18 protein-coding genes and 3 pseudogenes are annotated in these 18,808 nt (G+C 70.3%); 11 read left to right on the plus strand and 10 right to left on the minus strand.

What is annotated here, in order from left to right; all coding sequences use genetic code 11:
• Positions 1-73: 73 nt before the first annotated feature.
• Positions 74-835, plus strand: a complete 762-nt coding sequence (locus tag ACIQAK_RS25935; RefSeq protein WP_366391532.1) for a phosphoglyceromutase — start codon at positions 74-76, stop codon at positions 833-835.
• 113 nt (positions 836-948) lie between these two features.
• Here ACIQAK_RS25935 and ACIQAK_RS25940 read toward each other — a convergent pair whose 3' ends face one another.
• Positions 949-1,413: a hypothetical protein gene (locus ACIQAK_RS25940; RefSeq protein ID WP_366391531.1), complete on the minus strand. Its 465-nt coding sequence runs from the start codon at positions 1,411-1,413 to the stop codon at positions 949-951.
• A 215-nt stretch (positions 1,414-1,628) separates the two neighbouring features.
• Between ACIQAK_RS25940 and ACIQAK_RS25945 the strand changes: the two genes are divergently transcribed.
• From ACIQAK_RS25945 to ACIQAK_RS25955, 3 genes are all read left to right on the plus strand, one after another.
• Positions 1,629-2,018: a hypothetical protein gene (locus ACIQAK_RS25945; RefSeq protein WP_366391530.1), complete on the plus strand. Its 390-nt coding sequence runs from the start codon at positions 1,629-1,631 to the stop codon at positions 2,016-2,018.
• Positions 2,019-2,213: 195 nt separating this feature from the next.
• Positions 2,214-2,462 (plus strand): hypothetical protein, encoded by a 249-nt coding sequence (locus ACIQAK_RS25950; protein ID WP_366391529.1) that lies wholly within the window; start codon positions 2,214-2,216, stop codon positions 2,460-2,462.
• On the plus strand, positions 2,459-2,701 hold the full coding sequence (locus tag ACIQAK_RS25955; RefSeq protein WP_366391528.1) for a hypothetical protein: 243 nt from the start codon (positions 2,459-2,461) through the stop codon (positions 2,699-2,701). The genes ACIQAK_RS25950 and ACIQAK_RS25955 overlap by 4 nt, the downstream gene beginning before the upstream one ends.
• A gap of 108 nt (positions 2,702-2,809) precedes the next feature.
• Here ACIQAK_RS25955 and ACIQAK_RS25960 read toward each other — a convergent pair whose 3' ends face one another.
• The 3 genes from ACIQAK_RS25960 to mshA form a co-directional block, all read right to left on the minus strand.
• Complete coding sequence (locus ACIQAK_RS25960) at positions 2,810-3,622, minus strand: hypothetical protein (protein ID WP_366391527.1); 813 nt, start codon at positions 3,620-3,622, stop codon at positions 2,810-2,812.
• Positions 3,623-3,983: 361 nt separating this feature from the next.
• Complete coding sequence (locus ACIQAK_RS25965) at positions 3,984-4,496, minus strand: YbjN domain-containing protein (protein WP_366391526.1); 513 nt, start codon at positions 4,494-4,496, stop codon at positions 3,984-3,986.
• Between the two features lie 72 nt (positions 4,497-4,568).
• A complete protein-coding gene (gene mshA / locus ACIQAK_RS25970; protein WP_366391525.1) occupies positions 4,569-5,975 on the minus strand; it encodes a D-inositol-3-phosphate glycosyltransferase in 1,407 nt (468 codons plus the stop codon).
• 224 nt (positions 5,976-6,199) lie between these two features.
• Here mshA and ACIQAK_RS25975 point away from each other — a divergent pair, with 224 nt between their 5' ends.
• From ACIQAK_RS25975 to ACIQAK_RS25985, 3 genes are all read left to right on the plus strand, one after another.
• Positions 6,200-6,985 carry a class I SAM-dependent methyltransferase gene (locus ACIQAK_RS25975; RefSeq protein ID WP_366391524.1) on the plus strand — a complete coding sequence of 262 codons (786 nt, stop codon included), beginning with the start codon at positions 6,200-6,202 and terminating at the stop codon, positions 6,983-6,985.
• Between the two features lie 351 nt (positions 6,986-7,336).
• Entirely contained in the window at positions 7,337-8,452 is a 1,116-nt protein-coding gene (locus ACIQAK_RS25980; protein ID WP_366391523.1) for an NlpC/P60 family protein, read from the plus strand.
• A gap of 397 nt (positions 8,453-8,849) precedes the next feature.
• Complete coding sequence (locus ACIQAK_RS25985) at positions 8,850-10,244, plus strand: SpoIIE family protein phosphatase (RefSeq protein WP_366391522.1); 1,395 nt, start codon at positions 8,850-8,852, stop codon at positions 10,242-10,244.
• Here the strand turns inward: ACIQAK_RS25985 and ACIQAK_RS25990 are convergent.
• From ACIQAK_RS25990 to ACIQAK_RS26005, 4 genes are all read right to left on the minus strand, one after another.
• Positions 10,217-10,555, minus strand: a complete 339-nt coding sequence (locus ACIQAK_RS25990; protein ID WP_366391521.1) for a DUF2516 family protein — start codon at positions 10,553-10,555, stop codon at positions 10,217-10,219. The two genes, ACIQAK_RS25985 and ACIQAK_RS25990, sit on opposite strands and share 28 nt — an antisense overlap.
• A 130-nt stretch (positions 10,556-10,685) precedes the next feature.
• The gene (locus ACIQAK_RS25995; RefSeq protein ID WP_366391520.1) at positions 10,686-11,315 is read right to left on the minus strand and encodes a hypothetical protein; all 630 of its coding nucleotides are present in this window, start codon (positions 11,313-11,315) and stop codon (positions 10,686-10,688) included.
• 35 nt (positions 11,316-11,350) lie between these two features.
• Positions 11,351-11,839: a helix-turn-helix transcriptional regulator gene (locus ACIQAK_RS26000; protein ID WP_366391519.1), complete on the minus strand. Its 489-nt coding sequence runs from the start codon at positions 11,837-11,839 to the stop codon at positions 11,351-11,353.
• 359 nt (positions 11,840-12,198) lie between these two features.
• Positions 12,199-13,044 carry a putative RNA methyltransferase gene (locus ACIQAK_RS26005; protein ID WP_366391518.1) on the minus strand — a complete coding sequence of 282 codons (846 nt, stop codon included), beginning with the start codon at positions 13,042-13,044 and terminating at the stop codon, positions 12,199-12,201.
• On the opposite strand from ACIQAK_RS26005, the pseudogene ACIQAK_RS26010 reads away from it, so the two are divergent.
• Positions 13,013-13,150 (plus strand): annotated as a pseudogene (locus ACIQAK_RS26010) (alpha/beta hydrolase); the annotation flags it as partial. The gene ACIQAK_RS26005 and the pseudogene ACIQAK_RS26010 overlap by 32 nt on opposite strands.
• Positions 13,151-13,304: 154 nt before the next feature.
• Here ACIQAK_RS26010 and ACIQAK_RS26015 read toward each other — a convergent pair.
• On the minus strand, positions 13,305-13,655 hold the full coding sequence (locus tag ACIQAK_RS26015) for a helix-turn-helix domain-containing protein (protein WP_366391517.1): 351 nt from the start codon (positions 13,653-13,655) through the stop codon (positions 13,305-13,307).
• Between the two features lie 49 nt (positions 13,656-13,704).
• On the opposite strand from ACIQAK_RS26015, the pseudogene ACIQAK_RS26020 reads away from it, so the two are divergent.
• The 3 genes and pseudogenes from ACIQAK_RS26020 to ACIQAK_RS26030 all read left to right on the plus strand — a co-directional run.
• Positions 13,705-14,647 (plus strand): annotated as a pseudogene (locus tag ACIQAK_RS26020) (NAD(P)-dependent oxidoreductase).
• A 114-nt stretch (positions 14,648-14,761) separates the two neighbouring features.
• Entirely contained in the window at positions 14,762-15,685 is a 924-nt protein-coding gene (locus ACIQAK_RS26025) for an LLM class F420-dependent oxidoreductase (RefSeq protein ID WP_366391516.1), read from the plus strand.
• Between the two features lie 200 nt (positions 15,686-15,885).
• Positions 15,886-16,599, plus strand: a pseudogene (locus ACIQAK_RS26030) (winged helix DNA-binding domain-containing protein); the annotation flags it as partial.
• Positions 16,600-17,370: 771 nt separating this feature from the next.
• Here ACIQAK_RS26030 and ACIQAK_RS26035 read toward each other — a convergent pair.
• Positions 17,371-18,702, minus strand: a complete 1,332-nt coding sequence (locus tag ACIQAK_RS26035; protein ID WP_366391515.1) for a tetratricopeptide repeat protein — start codon at positions 18,700-18,702, stop codon at positions 17,371-17,373.
• Positions 18,703-18,808 lie beyond the last annotated feature (106 nt).

Raw genomic sequence — 18,808 nt, forward strand, 5'->3', positions numbered from 1 at the left:
GCCCCGGCGGCCCGCGTGTCCGCCACCCGGGCGGGCGCGCGGAGGCCGTACGGGTTCGATTACGCTCGGACTCATGGCCGACGCACCGTACAAGCTGATCCTCCTCCGCCACGGCGAGAGCGAATGGAACGCGAAGAACCTGTTCACCGGTTGGGTGGACGTCAACCTCACCGAAAAGGGCGAGAAGGAAGCAGTCCGCGGCGGTGAGCTGCTCAAGGACGCCGGTCTGCTCCCCGACGTCCTGCACACGTCCCTGCAGCGCCGCGCGATCCGCACCGCGCAGCTGGCCCTGGAGTCCGCCGACCGCCTCTGGATCCCGGTCCGCCGCTCCTGGCGCCTGAACGAGCGCCACTACGGCGCCCTCCAGGGCAAGGACAAGGCCCAGACGCTGGCCGAGTTCGGCGAGGAGCAGTTCATGCTCTGGCGCCGCTCGTACGACACCCCGCCGCCGTCGCTGGACCGCGACGCCGAGTACTCCCAGTTCGACGACCCGCGCTACGCGACCCTCCCCCCGGAGCTGCGCCCGGACACGGAGTGCCTGAAGGACGTCGTCGTCCGGATGCTCCCATACTGGTTCGACAGCATCGTCCCCGACCTCCTCACCGGCCGCACGGTCCTGGTCGCCGCTCACGGCAACAGCCTCCGTGGCCTGGTGAAGCACCTGGACGGCATCTCGGACGAGGACATCTCGGGCCTCAACATCCCGACGGGCATCCCGCTCTCCTACGAGCTCGACGCCGACTTCAAGCCGCTGAAGCCGGGCGGCACGTACCTCGACCCGGACGCGGCGAAGGCGGCCATCGAGGCCGTGAAGAACCAGGGCAAGAAGAAGTAGCCCGCGCGTTTCCCGGCGAGCCCCCCGCCTGCGGTCCGACCGCGGGTGGGGGGCTTGTCGTGCCCGGAGCGGGCCGTCGTTCCACCGTGGCGTACCGACGCCCCTCCGGCCGCTCAGGGGCGAACCAGTGAGGACCGCAAGGCTGCCATGAGCCTGTGACGGGCCTCCCGGAATGCGCGCCGTGCCTCCGCGCACTCCGGATCGTCACGGAGATGTCCGGTGACTACGGCGTCCCGATACAGGACCAGTTGGTAGGCGGCGTCCCTGGCGAATTCGGCCACCTCTGCTGTGGCCACCAGCTCCAGTTGGTACTGCTTCGCGTGCACGCCGTGGGCGAGGACCCCGGCGCGAGCAAGCTGGGCCCGCTCGTCCACGGGTAGGTGCCCCGATCTGCTGGCATCGCTTATGGTGTCGCGCGCCTCGGTCAGGGCCTCCAGGAACTGGGCAGCCAGTGTGCGCAGGGTCTCTCTGTCCTGCTCACGCGTGTCCCGTCGCCACGTCGCTCGGTCCGTGACGAGCGTGCTGCCCACCCCGATGACCGCACCCACCACCGCGGCGACCAACGCTGTCCATTCCATGACCTGGAGAGTACGAGTCCGCCGTATCCGGTTGCCAGGGGGCCGTAGCTCGTTGTCACCGGGTTCCCGTGCCGCGCTCAGCCACGGGGTTCGGCACGGAGAGGCTGCGCCGGTACGTGGCCGGTTGCTGCAAGCGGCCGCGGGGCGTGTCCATCCGTACGGCCCGCGATGCGACGGGCCGCTGCGTTGTCAGTGGGTCCTGCCACGATGGCCCCATGGCGACCTACCTGCTCACCGACATCGAACGTGCCCTCCGCGACAGTTGGAGCGCCGAGACCTGTACACCGGAGTACCGGGACCGGTGGAGTCCGGACAATCCGGCGCGGGACCAGTGCGGGGTGACCGCCATGGTGCTCAACGATCTGCTTGGCGGAGAGCTGATCCGGGGCGAGGTGCGTGTCGACGGACGGCGCATCGACTATCACTGGTGGAACCGGCTGCGCACGGGCGTCGAAATCGACCTGACCCGGGAGCAGTTCGGGCCCGAGGAGATCGTCAGCGGGGGCATCGCCATACCTCGGCCGCCCATCGAGGAGTGGCGGCGGCTTCGGGAGGAGTACGTTCTCCTGCGCGACCGGGTGGCGGAGAAGCTCGGGCGCGGCTGAGGGGCGAGCCCCTCAGCGGCACCGTGCAGCGGCAAGCACGAGGCGTGGCCTACGAGGTCCAAGTGCCCGGCATACGCACTACCGTGGGGCCATGCCGCCCCGTGGCGATCCCACGGGTGATCGCGGGCGCCCGGCGGGGGCGGCCCGGGCATCCGGCGCAATGCCTCAAGGGCGAGGAGATCGGGGAGAGCGATCATGGGCGAGTCTCTGAAGACCTTCGTCGGCGGCACCGAGGTCGAGGTGCCCAACAGCATCCCGGACATCCGGGCCGCGCTCCCCGAGGAGAGACGCGACGAGTTCGACCTCGCCATCAACGAGGCCGGAGTCCACGAGATCCAGGCCGTCATGCGGCACTGGATGCTGGAGGCCGTTCCCGATCCCGAGGCCGAACGGATCCTGGACCGGCTGGCGCAGGACGAGGCCGAGAGGCGGAGCGTCGCTTGAGCTTCCGCATCTCCTACGCCCCGCCGGCCGACGACACCCTGGCCAAGATGCGCGACGGCGAGTCCTTCCGGGACGAGATGGCCCGCACCCTGGGCAGGGAGCCGTACGGGCACGCCTCGTCCGCCGTCAAGAGCGAGCGCGACCGGCGGGAGGCCACCGTCTCGGGGGCCATCGTCCTCTACTACGTCTCCCGGTCCGTGCTGACCGTCACCGTCGTCCGGCTCGTGCCCCTGCCCTGAATCCGAGCCCCCAGGACAGGGGTGCCTTCGCCTCTGCCCGGGGGCCGGTGCAGGGGCCTTCGTCCCCTGCACCCGAGCCCCCAGGGCAGGGGGACGTACGACGGTGCCTCAGCCGAGCTTCTTGGCCTGCGCCGCCACGACCTCCGTCGGCACGGTGAACTTCGCGCCGCCGCCCGCCGCTGCCAGGTTGAAGGCGAAGAACGTCGCCACGGTGCCCTCCTCGCGCAGCGCGGCCAGCTTGAACGGGGCCTGGTTGCCGTCGTCTTGCGAGGTGACCGTCCAAGCCGCGGACTCGTCGCCGCCGGTGACCTTCTCCTCGGTGACCGAGGCGATCTTCGTCGGCTCACCGGCGACCGTGGCGGTGAAGCCGCCCGCGCAGTCCGCCGCGGCCTTCTTCAGCGCGGCGAACGCGTCCGGGCCCGCCGTCCCGTCGTACGAGTTCAGTGCGACGAACGTGGACGTCAGGTCGAAGGCCGCCGTCAGCGCGTCCTCGGCCTCGCCCTCCGTCATGTCCTTCAGCGACTTCTTGCCGCCGGCCTTCGGCTCCGTGATCACCTTGCGCTTCGTGGTGGCCACCGAACCCTCCTGCGCCACGCCGTACATGGCGTGGGCGACCGGCAGGCAGGCTTCCTTGTCGACCTTGATGCCGTCCGCCGGAACCTCGTCGTCCGGACCCGCCTTGGCGACCTTGTGGCCCGCGACGTCTCCCTGCTTCAGCGACGCGGTCTCCAGTTCGGCGGCGCTGAGCGCCTTGGCCGACGTCTTCGAGGCGCTCGAACCACCCTCCGCCGCGTTCCCGGCCCTGCCGCCCTTCCCGCCCTCGGCGTCGGAGTCGGACGAGCCGCCGCAGGCCGTGGCCAGCAGGGTCAGGGAGACCGCACAGGCGGCGAGGGCGGTACGGCGTACGACAGTGGCGCGCATGGTTCTTCTCTCCAGTTCGGGGAGCGACCGCCCTTCCCCCGTACGGCACTTCGACGCCGCCTGGGACGGCCCGTCGCAGTGATCCACACTTTACGATCGAACCTCTGACCGATGCCCCGCCCAGCGGCCCTCCCCCTCGATCGTGATTCCGCTGTGATCATCCTGTGAACCCACTGTGCGGTGCCGCCGCACAACCCTCGCCGCGAGCGGGCGGGGTCCCGGAGTCCACCGAGTCCGTACGGATGCGGCTCGCCCGCAACGGAGTTACCTCTGCCTCGTCATGCTCGTCATGCTCGTCGAGACCGTGCCCTGAGACGCCGGCCCGGACGGACGCCCGTCTCCTGGGGCGCCCTGGACGACGTCAGCCGTCGGACGAGCGCTTGATCAGGTGGCTGAACGCGTCGAGGTTCCGCGTCGACTCGCCACGCGAGACCCGCCACGCGTACTCCTTACGGATCGAGCTGGCGAAACCCAGTTCGAGAAGGGTGTTGAACGAGTCGTCGGCCGCCTCCAGGACCGTGCCGAGCAGCCGGTCCAGCTCCTGGGGGGTGACCACGGAGAGCGGGAGCTTCCCGGCCAGGTAGACGTCACCGAGCGAGTCGATCGCGTAACTCAGCCCGAAGAGACGGAGATTGCGCTCCAGGAGCCAGCGGTGGACCTCGGCCTCGTTCTCGTCCGGGTGGCGGACGACGAAGGCGTTGAGGGAGAGGGAGTGCTTGCCGACGATGAGCGAACAGGTCGTCGACAGCTTGCGGGTGCCCGGCAGCGTCACCACGTAGCTGCCGGGTGCCGGGCTCTCCCATGTGAGCCCGGCCTCGTTCAGCGTCGCCTCGATGACCTGGGCCGCTGCTGTTTCATCGGGTACGTCAGCCATGCAGCGAGCGTACGTCAGCCCCGGGCGGCCGGCAGGAGTGCCTCAGCCGTGGTGCGTACGCGCCCGGCGGCCTCAGCCGTGGTGCGTACGCGCCCGGCGGCGGTAATCGGCCAGCGCCGCCGTGTAGACGTCGGCCGTCGCCGAGGCCGCCGTGTCCCAGCCGAAGGACTGCGCGTGCGCGGTGGCCGCCGCCCCCATCCGCTCCACCAGCTCCGGCGCGTCCGCGAACCGTTCGAGCGCGCGGGCGTACGCCTCCGGGTCGTGGCCGGGTATGAGGAAGCCGCTGACCTGGTCCCGCACCGCCACCGGCAGCCCGCCCACCGCCGCCGCGACCACCGGCGTACCGGCCGCCTGGGCCTCGATGGCGACCAGGCCGAAGGACTCGCTGTACGACGGCATGACCAGCACGGACGCGGCCCGGAACCAGTCCGCCAGCCGGTCCTGGCCCACCGGCGGATGGAACCGTACGACATCGGCGATGCCCAGCCGGGCGGCCAGCTTCTGCAGCCCCTCGGGCTTGGCGAGCCCGCTGCCGCTCGGGCCGCCCACGACGGGCACCACGATCCGGGAGCGCAGGGAGGGGTCCCGCTCCAGGAGCACGGCGACCGAGCGCAGCAGCACGTCCGGGGCCTTCAGCGGCTGGATGCGCCCCGCGAACAGCGGGATCAGCGCGTCCTGCGGCAGCCCCAGGCGGGCCCGCGCGGCGGCGCGGGCGGATCGGGCATCCCCGGATCGGGCATGCCCTGGACGGAGCTTGCCGGAGTCCTTGGGGAAGGGGCGGAAGCGGTCCAGGTTGACACCGGGGTGCACGACGGCGACGGCGGAGGGGTCGGCGTCGTAGAAGCGGACCAGCTCGTCGGCCTCCTCGGCGGTGTTGGCGATCAGCCGGTCGGAGGCGCGGACGATCTGGGTCTCGCCGATGACCCGGGCGGCCGGCTCGGGGGTGTCCCCCTCGGCGAGCGCGGCGTTCTTGACCTTGGCCATGGTGTGCATCGCGTGCACGAGCGGGACGCCCCAGCGCTGGGCGGCGAGCCAGCCGACCTGACCGGAGAGCCAGTAGTGGGAGTGCACGAGGTCGTAGTAGCCCGGGCGCTGTCCGGCCCAGGCCTGCATCACGCCGTGCGTGAAGGCGCAGAGCTGGGCGGGCAGGTCCTCCTTGGCGAGCCCTTCGTACGGGCCCGCGTCGACGTGCCGGACCAGGACGCCGGGCGAGAGCTCGACCTCGGGGGGCAGCGAGCCGGTGGTGGCCCGGGTGAAGATCTCGACCTCGATGTTGATCGCGGCAAGGCGCTTGGCCAGCTCGACGATGTAGACGTTCATCCCCCCCGCGTCGCCCATGCCCGGCTGGTGCAGCGGGGAGGTGTGCACGGAGAGCATCGCAATGCGACGCGGCTTGCGGGAGGACCCGGAGAAGCCGCCGGGGAACCGGATCCGGGGGCCGGTCCGGGTGGAGCCGAGCCGGGAGACGTACTGGCTCACGTCGTCGGTCCTCCTCGCTCGGGGCACACTGCGGAGGGGCGCGGGGCCCTCCGAAGGGCGAGAACAGCGGAATCCCGCCTTTCATTTCCGCTTTGCCAAATCATTACGGACGCGGGAAGGGGCGGCATCTCCGCCCGCGCCCGGCCCTGAGGGGGGCACGGACGGGATGCCGTCCCCTCCGGCCTGCGGGTACCCGCCCCTCCCCCGTCGCATACGCTCGCCGCATGCGTCAGCGCCCCATCGGCACCGCCACCCGCGGGACCACCAACCCGAACCGGCTGCGCCGCATGGACCGCTGGATCGCCGCCGCGCACGGCCCGGCCCTGCGCCGCGCCGACGCCCCCGTGGCCGTCGATCTCGGGTACGGGGCGGCCCCCTGGACCGCCGTCGAGCTGCTGGCCCGGCTTCGTACGGTCGAGCCCCGCACCGCCGTGGCCGGCATCGAGATCGATCCGGAGCGGGTCGCCGCCGCGAAGCCGTACGAGCGCGAAGGGCTCACCTTCGTCCACGGTGGCTTCGAGATCCCGCTGGAGGCGCGGCCCACGCTCATCCGGGCGGCGAACGTGCTGCGCCAGTACGACGAGGACCAGGTCCCCGAGGTCTGGACGCGGCTCCGCTCCCGGCTCGCCCCCGGCGGGCTGCTGGTGGAGGGGACCTGCGACGAGATCGGGCGCCGGCATGTATGGGTGGCCCTGGGGGCGGAGGGGGCGCGCACGGTCACCTTCGCAGCCCGGCTCGGTTCGCTGGAGCGCCCCTCCGACCTCGCGGAGCGCCTGCCGAAGGCGCTGATCCACCGGAACGTGCCGGGCGAGCCGGTCCACGCGTTCCTGCGCGACTTCGACCGGGCTTGGGCGGCGGCCTCCCCGTACGCGTCGCTCGGTGCCCGGCAGCGCTGGATCGCGGCGGTGCGGGCGCTGGCGGCCGACTGGCCGGTGACGGACGGCGTGCGGAGGTGGCGGCAGGGCGAGATCACCGTCGCGTGGGACGCGCTGCGGCCCGACCTTCGCTGAACGTCGCTGGATGTCGCTGCACGTCGCTGCACGTCGCTGAACGTCGCTGAACGTCGCCTGACCGGGCGAAAGTATGCTCTTGCGGGGAACGCCACAGGTGTGTCGTTCGTCCCTGGGGATGGGGGTACGAGGCGTCAGCCGGCGGGGGTACGAGGCATCAGCTGCTGACTGCCCCTGTTGCTTTACCGGACGACATGGCACGATCACGACGTCACCTGACGTTACTGACGGTAAGTCAAGTGCACGCTATCCAACGCTAGTTGCCTTTGTGGCTCTTGTCGCTTTTTGTCTTGACCGTTGTCCTTGCCTGGACCCGGAGACCGGCCCGGATCCAGCCGGGAGGGGGAGCTCGTGAACCGACGCCACTGTGCCGCCGCAGCCATCACGCTGGTCTGCGCGCTGGGCCTGCTGACCGTCCCGGTCCAGGCGATGGCCGCGCCGACGCCGGACTCGTCGCCGCCCCCTTCCGCTTCGGCTCCCGGCTCCCGCGCGCCTTCGTCCTCCTCCTCGTCCCCGTCTTCGGAGGAGGACCTCGAAAAGGTCCGTGCGCAGATCGAGACGCTGTACCGGAAGGCCGGAGCGGCCACGGACGCGTACAACCTCGCCGAGGAGCAGGCCAAGAAGCAGTCCGGCGAGATCGTGAAGCTGGCCAAGGCCATCGTCGACGGCCAGGCCCGCATAGCCGAGCTGAAGGACCGCGCCGGCGCCCAGGCGCGCGAGCAGTACCGCAACGGCGGCCTGCCGCCCGGCGCCCAGCTGGTCCTCAGCGACGACCCGCGGCTCTTCCTGGACGGCGTCAACAAGATCCGTACGAGCCAGCAGGCGAACAAGACGGTCCTCGCCGAGCTGAACCGGACCCAGGAGGACCTGCAGACCTATACCCAGGACGCGAGCACCCACTGGGAGAAGCTCGAAGCCGACCGGGTCAAGCAGGCCAAGGCCAAGAAGAAGATCAACGCCCAGATAGCCGCGGCGGAGAAGCTCGAATCGCGGCTGGAGAAGAAGGAACGAGTCCGGCTGCGCGAGCTGGAGCAGGAGGCCGCGAACAGGGCGCAGTCCGCCTGGCTCGCCACCCGCCCCGGCCAAGGCGTCGGGGACATCAGCGGCGAGGCGAGCGCGGCCGGCAAGGCGGCCATAGCCTTCGCCACCGCGCAGATCGGCAAGCCGTACGTATGGGGGGCGACGGGCCCCGGCTCGTACGACTGCTCGGGACTCACCTCGAAGGCGTGGGCAGCGGCGGGGCGGCCGATCCCGCGCACCTCGCAGGAGCAGTGGCGGCTGCTCCCGCGCGTCGGCATCCAGGACATGCGCCCCGGCGACCTGATCATCTACCACGCCGACGCCAGCCACGTCGGGATGTACGTCGGTGACGGCGCGATCGTCCACTCCCCGCGCCCCGGCCGCCACGTCACCCTGGCGGGTGCGGGCTCGATGAAGATCCTCGGCGTGGTCCGGCCGGACAAGTAGGGCTCGTCTTCTTCCGAAGGGCCCCTTCTCCCCTCCCCTCACAAGGAACGTGGGCTTCCCTACGAGGAACGTGAGCTTCCCTGCGAGCCCCGGCAGGGAACGTGAGCTCCCCCGCAAGGGACGAACGTGAGCTCCCCGCAAGGGACGTGAGCGGCGCCACGCGACGGGTCTGGGCGCGGGCGTACGCGGGTGATGTTTGTCATGGCCTCTCCCCCGCCCCCGGGGCGCCCCATCCCGCCGGATCCGTGCCAGGAAGCGGCTTATGACGGCGCATATGACGGGGGCCGGTCCCCGTGCGCCATTCCGTTCCCCCGCCGGAGACCGCTATCGTCCCCGACTGGCGGGTCGTCGATCGTCGTCCCGCCGCGCCCTCGGGGGGAGGGAAGGACCCGAACCGATGCCCGTACCCGTACCGCAGCAACGTGACGCTCCCGCTGCGGAGACCAACCATGGCGGCGACCTCACCGTCCTGGTGATCGAGGACGACCCGGCGGGCAGCATCACGGGACCCGAACTCTCGGCAGCGGCCGGAACCCGGGTCCGTATCCGTACGGCCCGCAACCTCACCGAGGCGGGCCGGCTGCTCACCGACGACGTCGACTGCATCCTGCTGGACCTCGCGCTGCCCGTGCCGGCCACCACCGCAATCTCGACCGCCTCCACCGGACCCGGCGCGGAGCACCGGCCGGAGCCCGTCCCCGGGCGGGTCGCCGAGCTGGCGGTCCTCACCCACGTCCTGCGGATCGCCCCGCTCCACGCGGTCCTCGTGCTCACCGCGCAGGACGACACGGAGCTGGCGGCCGAGGCGGTACGCGTCGGGGCTCAGGACTACCTCTTCCGGGGCGAGCTGGACGCGCGGGTACTGAGCCGCGCGATCCGGTACGCCGTCGAGCGCAAGCGGGCGGACATCGCGCAGCACCAGCTGACGGAGTCCGGACTGCGCGCCCAGGAGAACGCCCGCCTGGAACGCGGCCTGCTGCCCACCCCGCTGCTGGAGGGCTCCGACCTGAGCTTCGCCGCCCGTTACCGGCCCGGCCGCAGCCGCGCCCTGCTCGGCGGCGACTTCTACGACACCGTGCGCACTCCCGACGGCACGGTCCACGCGATGATCGGCGACGTCTGCGGGCACGGCCCGGACGAGGCGGCGCTCGGCGTCGAGCTGCGCATCGCCTGGCGGGCGCTGACGCTGGCCGGGCTCTGCGGCGACCAGTTGCTCTCCACCCTCCAGCAGGTGCTGGAGCACGAACGGCAGAGCGAGGAGATCTTCGCGACGCTCTGCACCGTCGACATCGCCCCCGACGGCCGCCGCGCCGGACTCTGCCTGGCCGGCCACCCCGCACCGCTGCTGGCCCGCCACGGCCGGCCGGCGCGCCTGCTCCCGTACGAGGACGGCGGGCCGGCGCTCGGGCTGCTGCCACGCGCCCGGTGGCCGCGCCGCCAGGTCGAGCTGGGCGGGGAGTGGAGTCTGATGATGTACACGGACGGGCTCATCGAGGGCCGTGTCGGCGCGGGCAGCAGTCAGCGGCTGGGCCAGGACGGCATGGTCGCCATGGTCAACAGCCGCCTGGAGCAGGGGCTGGCGGGCGAGGAGCTGCTGGAGGCCGCGGTCGCCGAGGTGCGGGAGCTGAACGGCGGCGAGCTGACGGACGACGTGGCGGTGCTGCTGCTGGGCCGCGACCCGGAGCGGACACGGCGACGGGGCCGGAGCGCCTCACGCTCCGGCCCCGCGTCGACCGCCGCTGCCCCGGGTATCGCCAGGGGTCTTCAGCGCCCGCCGTTGTACGGCCCGTAGGGCCCGTCGCTGCTGGACCCGCCCCGGCGGCCACCTCGACCGCCCGAGACCTCCTTGAGCGCGGGACGTACGTCGACCATGAACACGATCGACGCCACCACGCCCGCGAGCTGGAGGAAGAGGAAGGGGATGAGCAGGTTCACCGCGACGGCGACGCCGAGAATGATCAGCCAGAAGGACTTCTTCTTCTTGTCGGCGGCACGGTAGGCGTCCTCCCGGGCGGTCACCGCGAAGAAGAAGGCGACCACGGCCAGCACCAGCATCGCCAGATAGAGCAGCTGGAGGAATGAGCCGAATGCTGAGAGCAACATGGTGTGTACCGCCTAGTGAGTGGATGAGCGCCCTGCGGCCAAGGTACCGGGACAACGAACCGGCCACCGGTAAAGGTGCCCGCCCCGCGTCCCGGTCACTCTTCGTACGGGCCGAACGGATCCGTCCGGGTCACTTCCCGGCGGGCGGAGTGGTCTTCTTGGCGGCGGGCTTGCGCGGGGCGGGAGCCTTCTTGGCGGGCGCGGCCTTCGCCTCGGTGGGGGCGGGCTGCGCAGCCGTCGGCTTCACGGCGGCCGTCTGAGGCTCGCTCTTGGCCGCGGGCTTCGGGGCGGGGGCGGCCTTCGGCTCGGCCTCGATCGCGGCGGCGATCTCGACGATCTCGTCGGCCGTCTCGCCGCGCCAGGTCCGTACGGCCTGCTCGCCGTGGACGGCGACCTTCTCGTACGTCTCCCGGGCCCGGACCGCGTACTCGGCGGCGATGCCCACGCTGCGCAGCGCCAGGTCCTGAGCGCTTTCGCCCAGCTTCTTCAGGTCGGCGGCGTCGAGCGAGCCGAACACCTCGGTGACCTTCGCCTGCACGGTGGCCTGGGCCTCCTTGGCCTGCGTGGTCACCTTCTCCTGCACGGCCTTGGGGTCGGTGTTGCGTACGGCCTCGAACCGCTCGGGCGCCTCCGCCCGCAGCTGCTCGATCAGCGCCGGGACCTTACGCGCCTGCTGCACGGCCAGGTCGGCCGTACCGGCGGCGAAGTAGAGGGGGGTGCGGTCGGTGAGGGTCTTGCGCAGGTCATCGGTGATGGCCATGACTGTGGTCCTCCCGGATCATCAGAAACCAGCTGTTAGCTATGAGGGTTGTCGTCTTTTCCGGCATCGACTCCGGGCGTGTCATCCACCCCGGGTGTCTCGGGCGTCTCATCCACCCCGGGTGTGTCATCCGCCCCGGGTGTCTCGTCCGGCTCGTCCGGCTCGTCCGACTCGGGCACGAACCCGTTCTCGCGGCGGAAGGAGTCGTAGATCTGCAGCAGGACGTTCTTCTGCCGCTCGTTGATCGACGGATCGGCCAGAATGACCGCCCGCATCTCCAGCTCCTCCCGCTCCCGCTCGTCGAGGATTCCCGCCCGTACGTAGAGGGTCTCGGCCGAGATCCGCAGCGCCTTGGCGACCTGCTGCAGCACGTCCGCACTGGGCTTGCGCAGGCCCCGCTCGATCTGGCTGAGATACGGGTTCGACACCCCGGCGGCATCGGCGAGCTGCCGCAACGAGAGCTGCGCGGCACGGCGCTGCTCCCGGAGGTACTCACCGAGATTGCCGACGTTGAGTGATGCCATGGTTCGATACTGCAACACCATCGCTAACTTTTGCAAGCACATGCTTGCAAAAGTGTCGCGTGCCACGTCCGGGCGGGGGTGACTCGTAGCGACAACTGTTGTCCGTTCCCGGTCTATCTGCGATTTCCCACCGGGTCTGCAGTGTGAAGTGAACGGGTCCCGGCTGATCTGCGCAGCAACCAGCCCACCAGAGCCACCTGCCCGCGAGGGCAGTGCCCACCGCTCCGGCTGTCGGATGGCCTGGGCGATCACGACGGCCAGTGGACGGCCGCCCCACCTTGCCCGAGTTGCCAGGAAGGTGGGGCGCCAGGTGCGCCCATTGGTTTGTCTGTTCAGCAGGCGCATCCGCCCGCTCGTGGTTACCGAGGCTGGTAGGAGGTGGCCAGCACGGAGACGGTCACCTGACTGGGCAGGGAGCCGTGGCCGCTCAGGTCCGCGTGGGTCAGGTGGCGTGCGCTCGGTGTCGTCCCCACCAGGTCGATGGCTTCTTGCCTGCTCAGGGGCGCGGTGTATTCGACGTGCTGGGTACCGGCGGCCTGGAAGTAGGGGTCCAGCGCCTGTTGCAGGCGCGGTTCCTTGTCCGGGTCGATCCTGACCATCGCGGGGATCTGGCCCCGTAGCTCGGCCAGGTGCCGCTCGGTGGGCCGCACCACGATCAACCGGCCGGTCGGACGGAGCACTCGGTGGAACTCGGACGGGTTGCGCGGGGCGAACACGTCCAGCACGACGTCGACCCCCTGGTCAACCAAGGGGAAGGGGCGGAAGACGTCCCAGCTAGCCGCAGCAGCTCGCGGATGGGCTCGGGCTGCTGAGCGCAGGGCGCATGCTGACGTGTCCAGCCCCAGGCCGCGGGTGCCGGGCAGTTGATCGAGTACGCCGGCCAGGCAGTAGCCGGTGCCGCACCCGATGTCTACGACCGTGCCTTGACCAGGCAGGGCGTCGGCTGTCATACGAGTCAGGGTCTGGTGGACAGGGGCGTACCTGCCGGTGGACAGGAACCGGTTTCGGGCCTGAACCATGGCTGCGTCGTCACCGCTGGTGGCGCGGATGCCCGTCAGCAGGCTGACGTAGCCCTGACGGGCGATGTCGAAGGTGTGGCCCTCCGGGCAGCGCAGTGAGCCACGGTCGGGTCGGAGACAGGCGCGGCACACCGGGCAGCGCAACAAGTCGAGAAACCGGATGATCCGCGAAGCGGACGCGCTCACCCCGGACAACCCTTTCGACGTCCGGACCCTCGAAGGGAGCCACCTTCGCTGGCTCGTCCACCCGAAGCCCGCCGCCGAGCTACTCGCCGACCTCGCGGCGCGCTGACCTCGACGGTCGGACAGGTGGGGCCCGGCCGGGCCCCGTAGCCACTTTCTAGTGGGTACTGGGCACCGGCCCGCGGCGGACCGATCCTGGTGGAGGGCCGCCGGAACGGAAGGGCCGGAACGGAGGGCCGGAACGGAAGGGGGACCGTGATGCGTCAGGAGGCGGTCTGTGTCTCGGTGAGCGTCTCCAGGCGGCGGTGGCCCCAGTCGGAGAGGGCGTCCAGGAGTTCGGAGAGTTCCTGGCCGTTCGTGGTCAGCGAGTACGTCGTCTTCAGGGGCAGGACGTCGTGCACCTCCCGGCGCACCAGCCCGTCGGCCTCCATCTCGCGGAGCGCCTGAGTCAGCACCTTCTCGCTGAGGCCCGGCAGCTGACGGCGCAACTCGCCCGGGCGGCGCGGGCCCGAGGCCAGCAGCCAGATCAGGCCTGTCTTCCACTTTCCGTCGATCACAGCGATCGCGGCGGTTACCCCGCAGACATTCGGGTCCTGGGCACGGCTGCGCGTCATCATCGCCCCATTCGTCGAGAACATACCTATACACGTACGGAGTTGAGCCATGTCTCTCCACAGTGAACAGCGTGAACAGTCTGCCGTCACCGTCATCGGCCTGGGACCCATGGGGCGGGCTCTGGCGGGCGCGTTCCTGGAAGCCGGACTGCGGACCACCGTCTGGAACCGGACGCCGGGACGGGACCGGGAGCTGGTCGAGCGAGGGGCGGTCAGCGCCCCGTCGGCGGAGGAGGCCGTCGCCGCGAGCGGGCTGACCGTGGTCTGCGTGGTGAACTACGACGCGGCGGACGCCATCCTGCGGCGCGACGCGGTCACCGGCGCGCTCAAGGGGCGCACGGTGGTCAATCTGACGGCCGACACCCCGGACCGGGCCCGGGACGCCGCCGCGTGGGCGGTCGAGCACGGGGTCCGTTACCTGGACGGGGCCATCATGACGCCCACCGTGACCATCGGCACCCCCGACGCGGTGATCCTCTACAGCGGGTCCGAGGAGGTCTACCGCGAGCACCGGGCCGTACTCGACACGCTGGGCGGCACCCAACACCCACCTGGGCGAGAGGATCTGCCGCGCGGCGGCCTACGACATCGCGCTGCTCGACATCTTCTGGACCGCGATGTCCGGCTACAACCACGCCCTGGCGGTGGCACGGGCCGAAGGGATCACCGCCCGGGAGCTGGCGCCCTTCGCGGCGGGGATCGGTGCCATCCTTCCGGCGATCTTCGCGGAGGTCGCGGAGGAGGTGGACCAGGGGGTCTTCTCCGGCGAGGGCAATCCGCTCACCTCCACGGTGTCGACCATGGCCCACGTCATCCACACCTCCGAGGCCCACGGCATCGACGCAGGTGTCATGCGCGCGGCCGAGGGCCTCGCCCGGCAGGCCATCGGGCTCGGCCACGGGGCGGAAGGGTTCCACCGGGTCGCCGAGTTGCTGGGGCGGCGCCGGTCAAGTGGTGCTGAAGGGCGGGGCGTTGAGCCGGTCGCTGGGTGACGGCCCGGTCGGGTGGTCCGATCCCCGTGCGGGCGGTGCACCCGTTCACACGAATGACAAGCAGCCGTCACACCGTACGGAATATAGGCCCTTCCGCAGCCCGTTGCCATCGGTATGGCTATGGGAGTAGCACTCAACGCGCGCGATGCCGACAACGAGATCGACGCCACCGTGGAGCTCGCCCGCGAGGCGTCCGCCGCCGGGCTGCGGTCGGCGTGGTTCGGTCAGCGCTTCGGCGTGGACTCACCCGCGCTCGCGGGAATCGTCGGGCGAGAGGTGCCCGGCCTCCAGGTGGGGACGTCCGCCATCCCCATCTTCGGCCGCCACCCCCTGCTCGTGTCCAGCCAGGCCCAGACCGCCCAGGCCGCCACCCACGGCCGCTACCACCTCGGGCTGGCGCTCGGCGCCAAGCACCTGGTCGAGGGGGGCTTCGGGATCCCCTTCGAGCGGCCCATCGCCCGGCTGCGTGAATTCCTCACCGCTCTGCGGCAGTTGACCGAGACCGGCTCCGCCGACTTCCACGGGGAACTGCTCACGGCCACCACCCCGATCCCCGCGCGCGTCCCGGGCGCCGAGGCCGGGGTGCCCCTGCTCGTCGCCGCCATGGGCCCCCAGGCGCTCCGTGCCAGCGGGGAGCTGGCGGACGGGATCCTGCCCTATCTGGCCGGGCCGCGCACCCTGGCCGACCACATCGTTCCGGCCGTCACCGCCGCGGCAGAGGCGGCCGGGCGGCCCGCGCCCCGGATCGTCGCGCTGGTGAACGGCGTGGTGACCGACCACGTCGACGCCGTACGGGAGCGGGTCGCCGGGCAGTTGGCGTTCTACGAGAAGATCCCGTCCTACACACGCGCCATCGAGCTCTCCGGCGGCAGGCAGGCGGTCGATGTGGCGGTGATCGGCGATGAAAGGGCGGTCGCCGCGGAGGTTCGGCGCTACCGGGACGCGGGGGCCACCGAGGTGGTCTTCGCGGGGACGGAGGTCGCCGGGGACGCCGACCGGCGCCGCACCTGGGCGCTCCTCGGAGAGCTGGCCGGCTGAGGGGATTCGTCTCCCTCGGCATGACACCCACCGTGCACGGAGTAGCGGACACCATCTGACCGCTACTCCTGGGACGGTGGGCCCGTGCCGGAGAACGCGTACGAGGTGAAAGGCCCGACCACCATGACCTCCCCCAAGCCCCCACCCCCCGCCCCCGATGCGAGCCGCCCGCCCGACAGCCGTAGGTCCACCGGCCGTAGGAGCCGTTCACCGGACTCTGGTCCCGGCTGCGCGGGTTCCGGCCGGACGCGCTCTCCGGCCTGCTGACCGGGCGGCACGTCGTACGCACCCATCTCATGCGCCGGACCGTGCACCTCGTCACCGCCGAGGACGTCCTCGCCTGGCGGGCCCGCCACCAGGCCATGCTGCGGCAGCGCGTGCTCGGGGTCTACCGCCGCGAGCTCGCCGGGGTCGACCTGGACGGACTCGCGGCGGCGGGGCGGGCGGCGATGGCCGACGGCGAGCCCCGCTCGCTGGCCGAGCTCGCCCGCGCGGTCGCCGGAAGCCGTCCGGAGCCGGGCACGCGGCCACTGGGCGTGATGCTGGTCGCCGGTGTCCTGCCGATGGTGCAGCTGCCGCCGCGCGGGGTGTGGCGGACGAAGGCGGGGGTGCGCAACGCGCTGGTCTCCTCCTGGCTGGGGCGCGAGATCGACCCGCCGTCCCCGGACGGGTCCGACCCGGTGGGGCAGGCGCTGGTCCGGCGCTACCTCGCCGCGTACGGTCCCGCCGCCACCGCCGACGTACGCGCCTGGTCCGGGCTCACCGGGCTGCCGGGCGCGGACGCCGCGCTCCGCGGGGAGCTGGTCACCTTCCGGGACGAGCGGGGCCGGGAGCTGCTGGACCTCCCCGACGCGCCGCGCCCGGACGCCGACACGCCTGCGCCGGTACGGTTTCTACCCGCGTTCGACAAGGCAAAAATCCCTAGAACACAGTTTCTAGGAGGCGCACCATGGAGAACGCGGAAACTCCCGCAACGACACCGTATGACGGCTGCGGTCGCTGCCTGGTAGCGGTCCGCCGACTCAGCCGGAAGAATGAAGCAAGCCAGAGCCCAGAGAAGCAGCTAGACCAGGTTCTTGCCGTAACCAAGGCTAACGACGCCCACATCATCGCATGGGCCGATGACTGGGAAGTGTCCGGCGCGATGGACCCGTTGAAGCGCCCGAAACTGAGCCCGTGGCTTACCGATCGAATGGGGCCGTACGACGGCATAGGGCACCTTGACGATGAAAGCCAGGAGACCGACCTACTGGTAAACGTTCTCGGTGCCCAGCTCGAACTGCGCGACACGGCGACTCCAGTCGGTACCCCGTGCACTGGACCCACTGATGCCCGTCCGCGTCCTCCAGGACGTAGACCATGCCGCGCCCCTTCGTGCGGACGCCCGCCCCGACCTTCTTACGCCGTAACACAGTTGATCTTCCCTTCACCTATGCCCATTCCAGGATGGCCGGGGGCGGAGGACGGCGACAGGCTTTAGGCAGCTCCCCGTCACCCCACCAAGACAAGATCCTGCGGGTGTGCCGGGCCAGCCGGCCAAAAGCAGGCAGGCCGCCCATCCGCGCCCAAGCTCAGCCGAACCAGGGCAGCAAGAAGCCCCACCACCCGTTGAGTGATGGCGCCCCGGAGAGTCGGGATCCAGGCCTAGCCTGACTACACCCACCCAGCCGCCCAACAGGTCTCTCTCAAACTGGAGTTGCCTCCAGTGAGCGCCCGTAAATCTGGCGGGCCGTCGAGTTCGATCGATAGGGACGCAGGAGAGAGGGAATCCTACCTACAAGCTCATCGATGCGGCCGGAATGGATGTTGGGGTAGGCATCAAGAACGAGGCCCCACGTTGCACAGGCCGCCTCAAGGTGTCCGATCTCAAGTTGCCTTTGCGCCAGCATGGCATTGAACTTGATCTCTGACCTCTTACTGTCGGTTGAGTCGCGCAGACGAAAATGATCGCCTAGTGATTCCACGCTCCCTTTCACGTCACCCAAGGCATATCGCACCTCGGAAGTTGAGTACGCCAAAGTGGCTGAGCTGAAGCCGCCAAAAGTACCGAGCCCACTCTCTGCCTGACTAACCGCTCGCTCTGCCTCGCGCAGGGCGGTGAGTGCGTTTGCCCTCTCGCCAGCCAGGGCGTAGGAGTGAGCTTGTTGCCCAGCCATAAAGGCTCGCATTCGTGGGGTGGACTCCGGGGCCGCTTCGGTGGCTGCGTTAGCGAGCCTGACGGCTGGTGCCCCATGACCCAGGTTCGCCGCCTGCACTGACATGCCGCGAAGGACGTGACAGTACGTGCGGTGGTCGCCGCCTGCTCCCGCAAGTTCCAAGGCCGTCACGTAATACTGCTGTGCTCTCCCATGGGCCCCTTCGTCCACCGCCATCCATCCAGTCAAGTAGCAAAGAAATGCGGCTGCGGAGAGCATTGAATTGCGCGTCTCGCTGGATGATTCGGCCTTGAGATACGGGCTCACCGTATTCACAAGGAAGGCGGCAGCCATAGGCCGGGCATAGCGTCCGCCGAAATCATCATCAAGATCTGAAAGGCGCTCAGTCATTGCCAAAACGGCCCTTACCTCAGCCTGACCGATACGTAATTTCGGATTCTGCTTAATCGCTTCCATGCGGTCGACCACATCTTGCCAGCCAGGGACAGTAAGGGCGACAGAGAAAAGCCCTGCACCTAGAACGCTACGGCGTGACGGGTCCATGTCTTGCCTTCCGAGTTCCATCAAACCCTCAACGGTGGCCGGAGGGTTTTTCGACTCTTCTGCGGGTTCGGGAAATCCCGCCTCCCCGTATGTAACGGGCCGCAGCAGCTTTCGAGAGAACGCCTCAATGATCAGCGGCCGGACCGATTCTTTCGGGAGCTGACCGTTTAACCATTGATGAACGGACGGCTTTTGGTAGGCCACCGGGGTGCCCCGCTCCGTGCCTAACCGGTTGATCTCCTGGGCAAGCTGGCGAAGGGTCCAGCCGGTCTCCCGGTGCAGCCGCTCCAGTCCGGCGTTCGGATGACGTGTCGTCACTGTCCCCAACTCCCCTGCTGTGACCGCTTAGCGCTCTTAACTCTTGCCGCCTTCCCGAGGGTACCGCTGAGCGTGGTCGGGCGGTTGCCTAGTGCGAGCACGGGCC

This window comes from Streptomyces sp. NPDC088706, assembly GCF_044752765.1.
Taxonomy (GTDB): Bacteria; Actinomycetota; Actinomycetes; order Streptomycetales; family Streptomycetaceae; genus Streptomyces.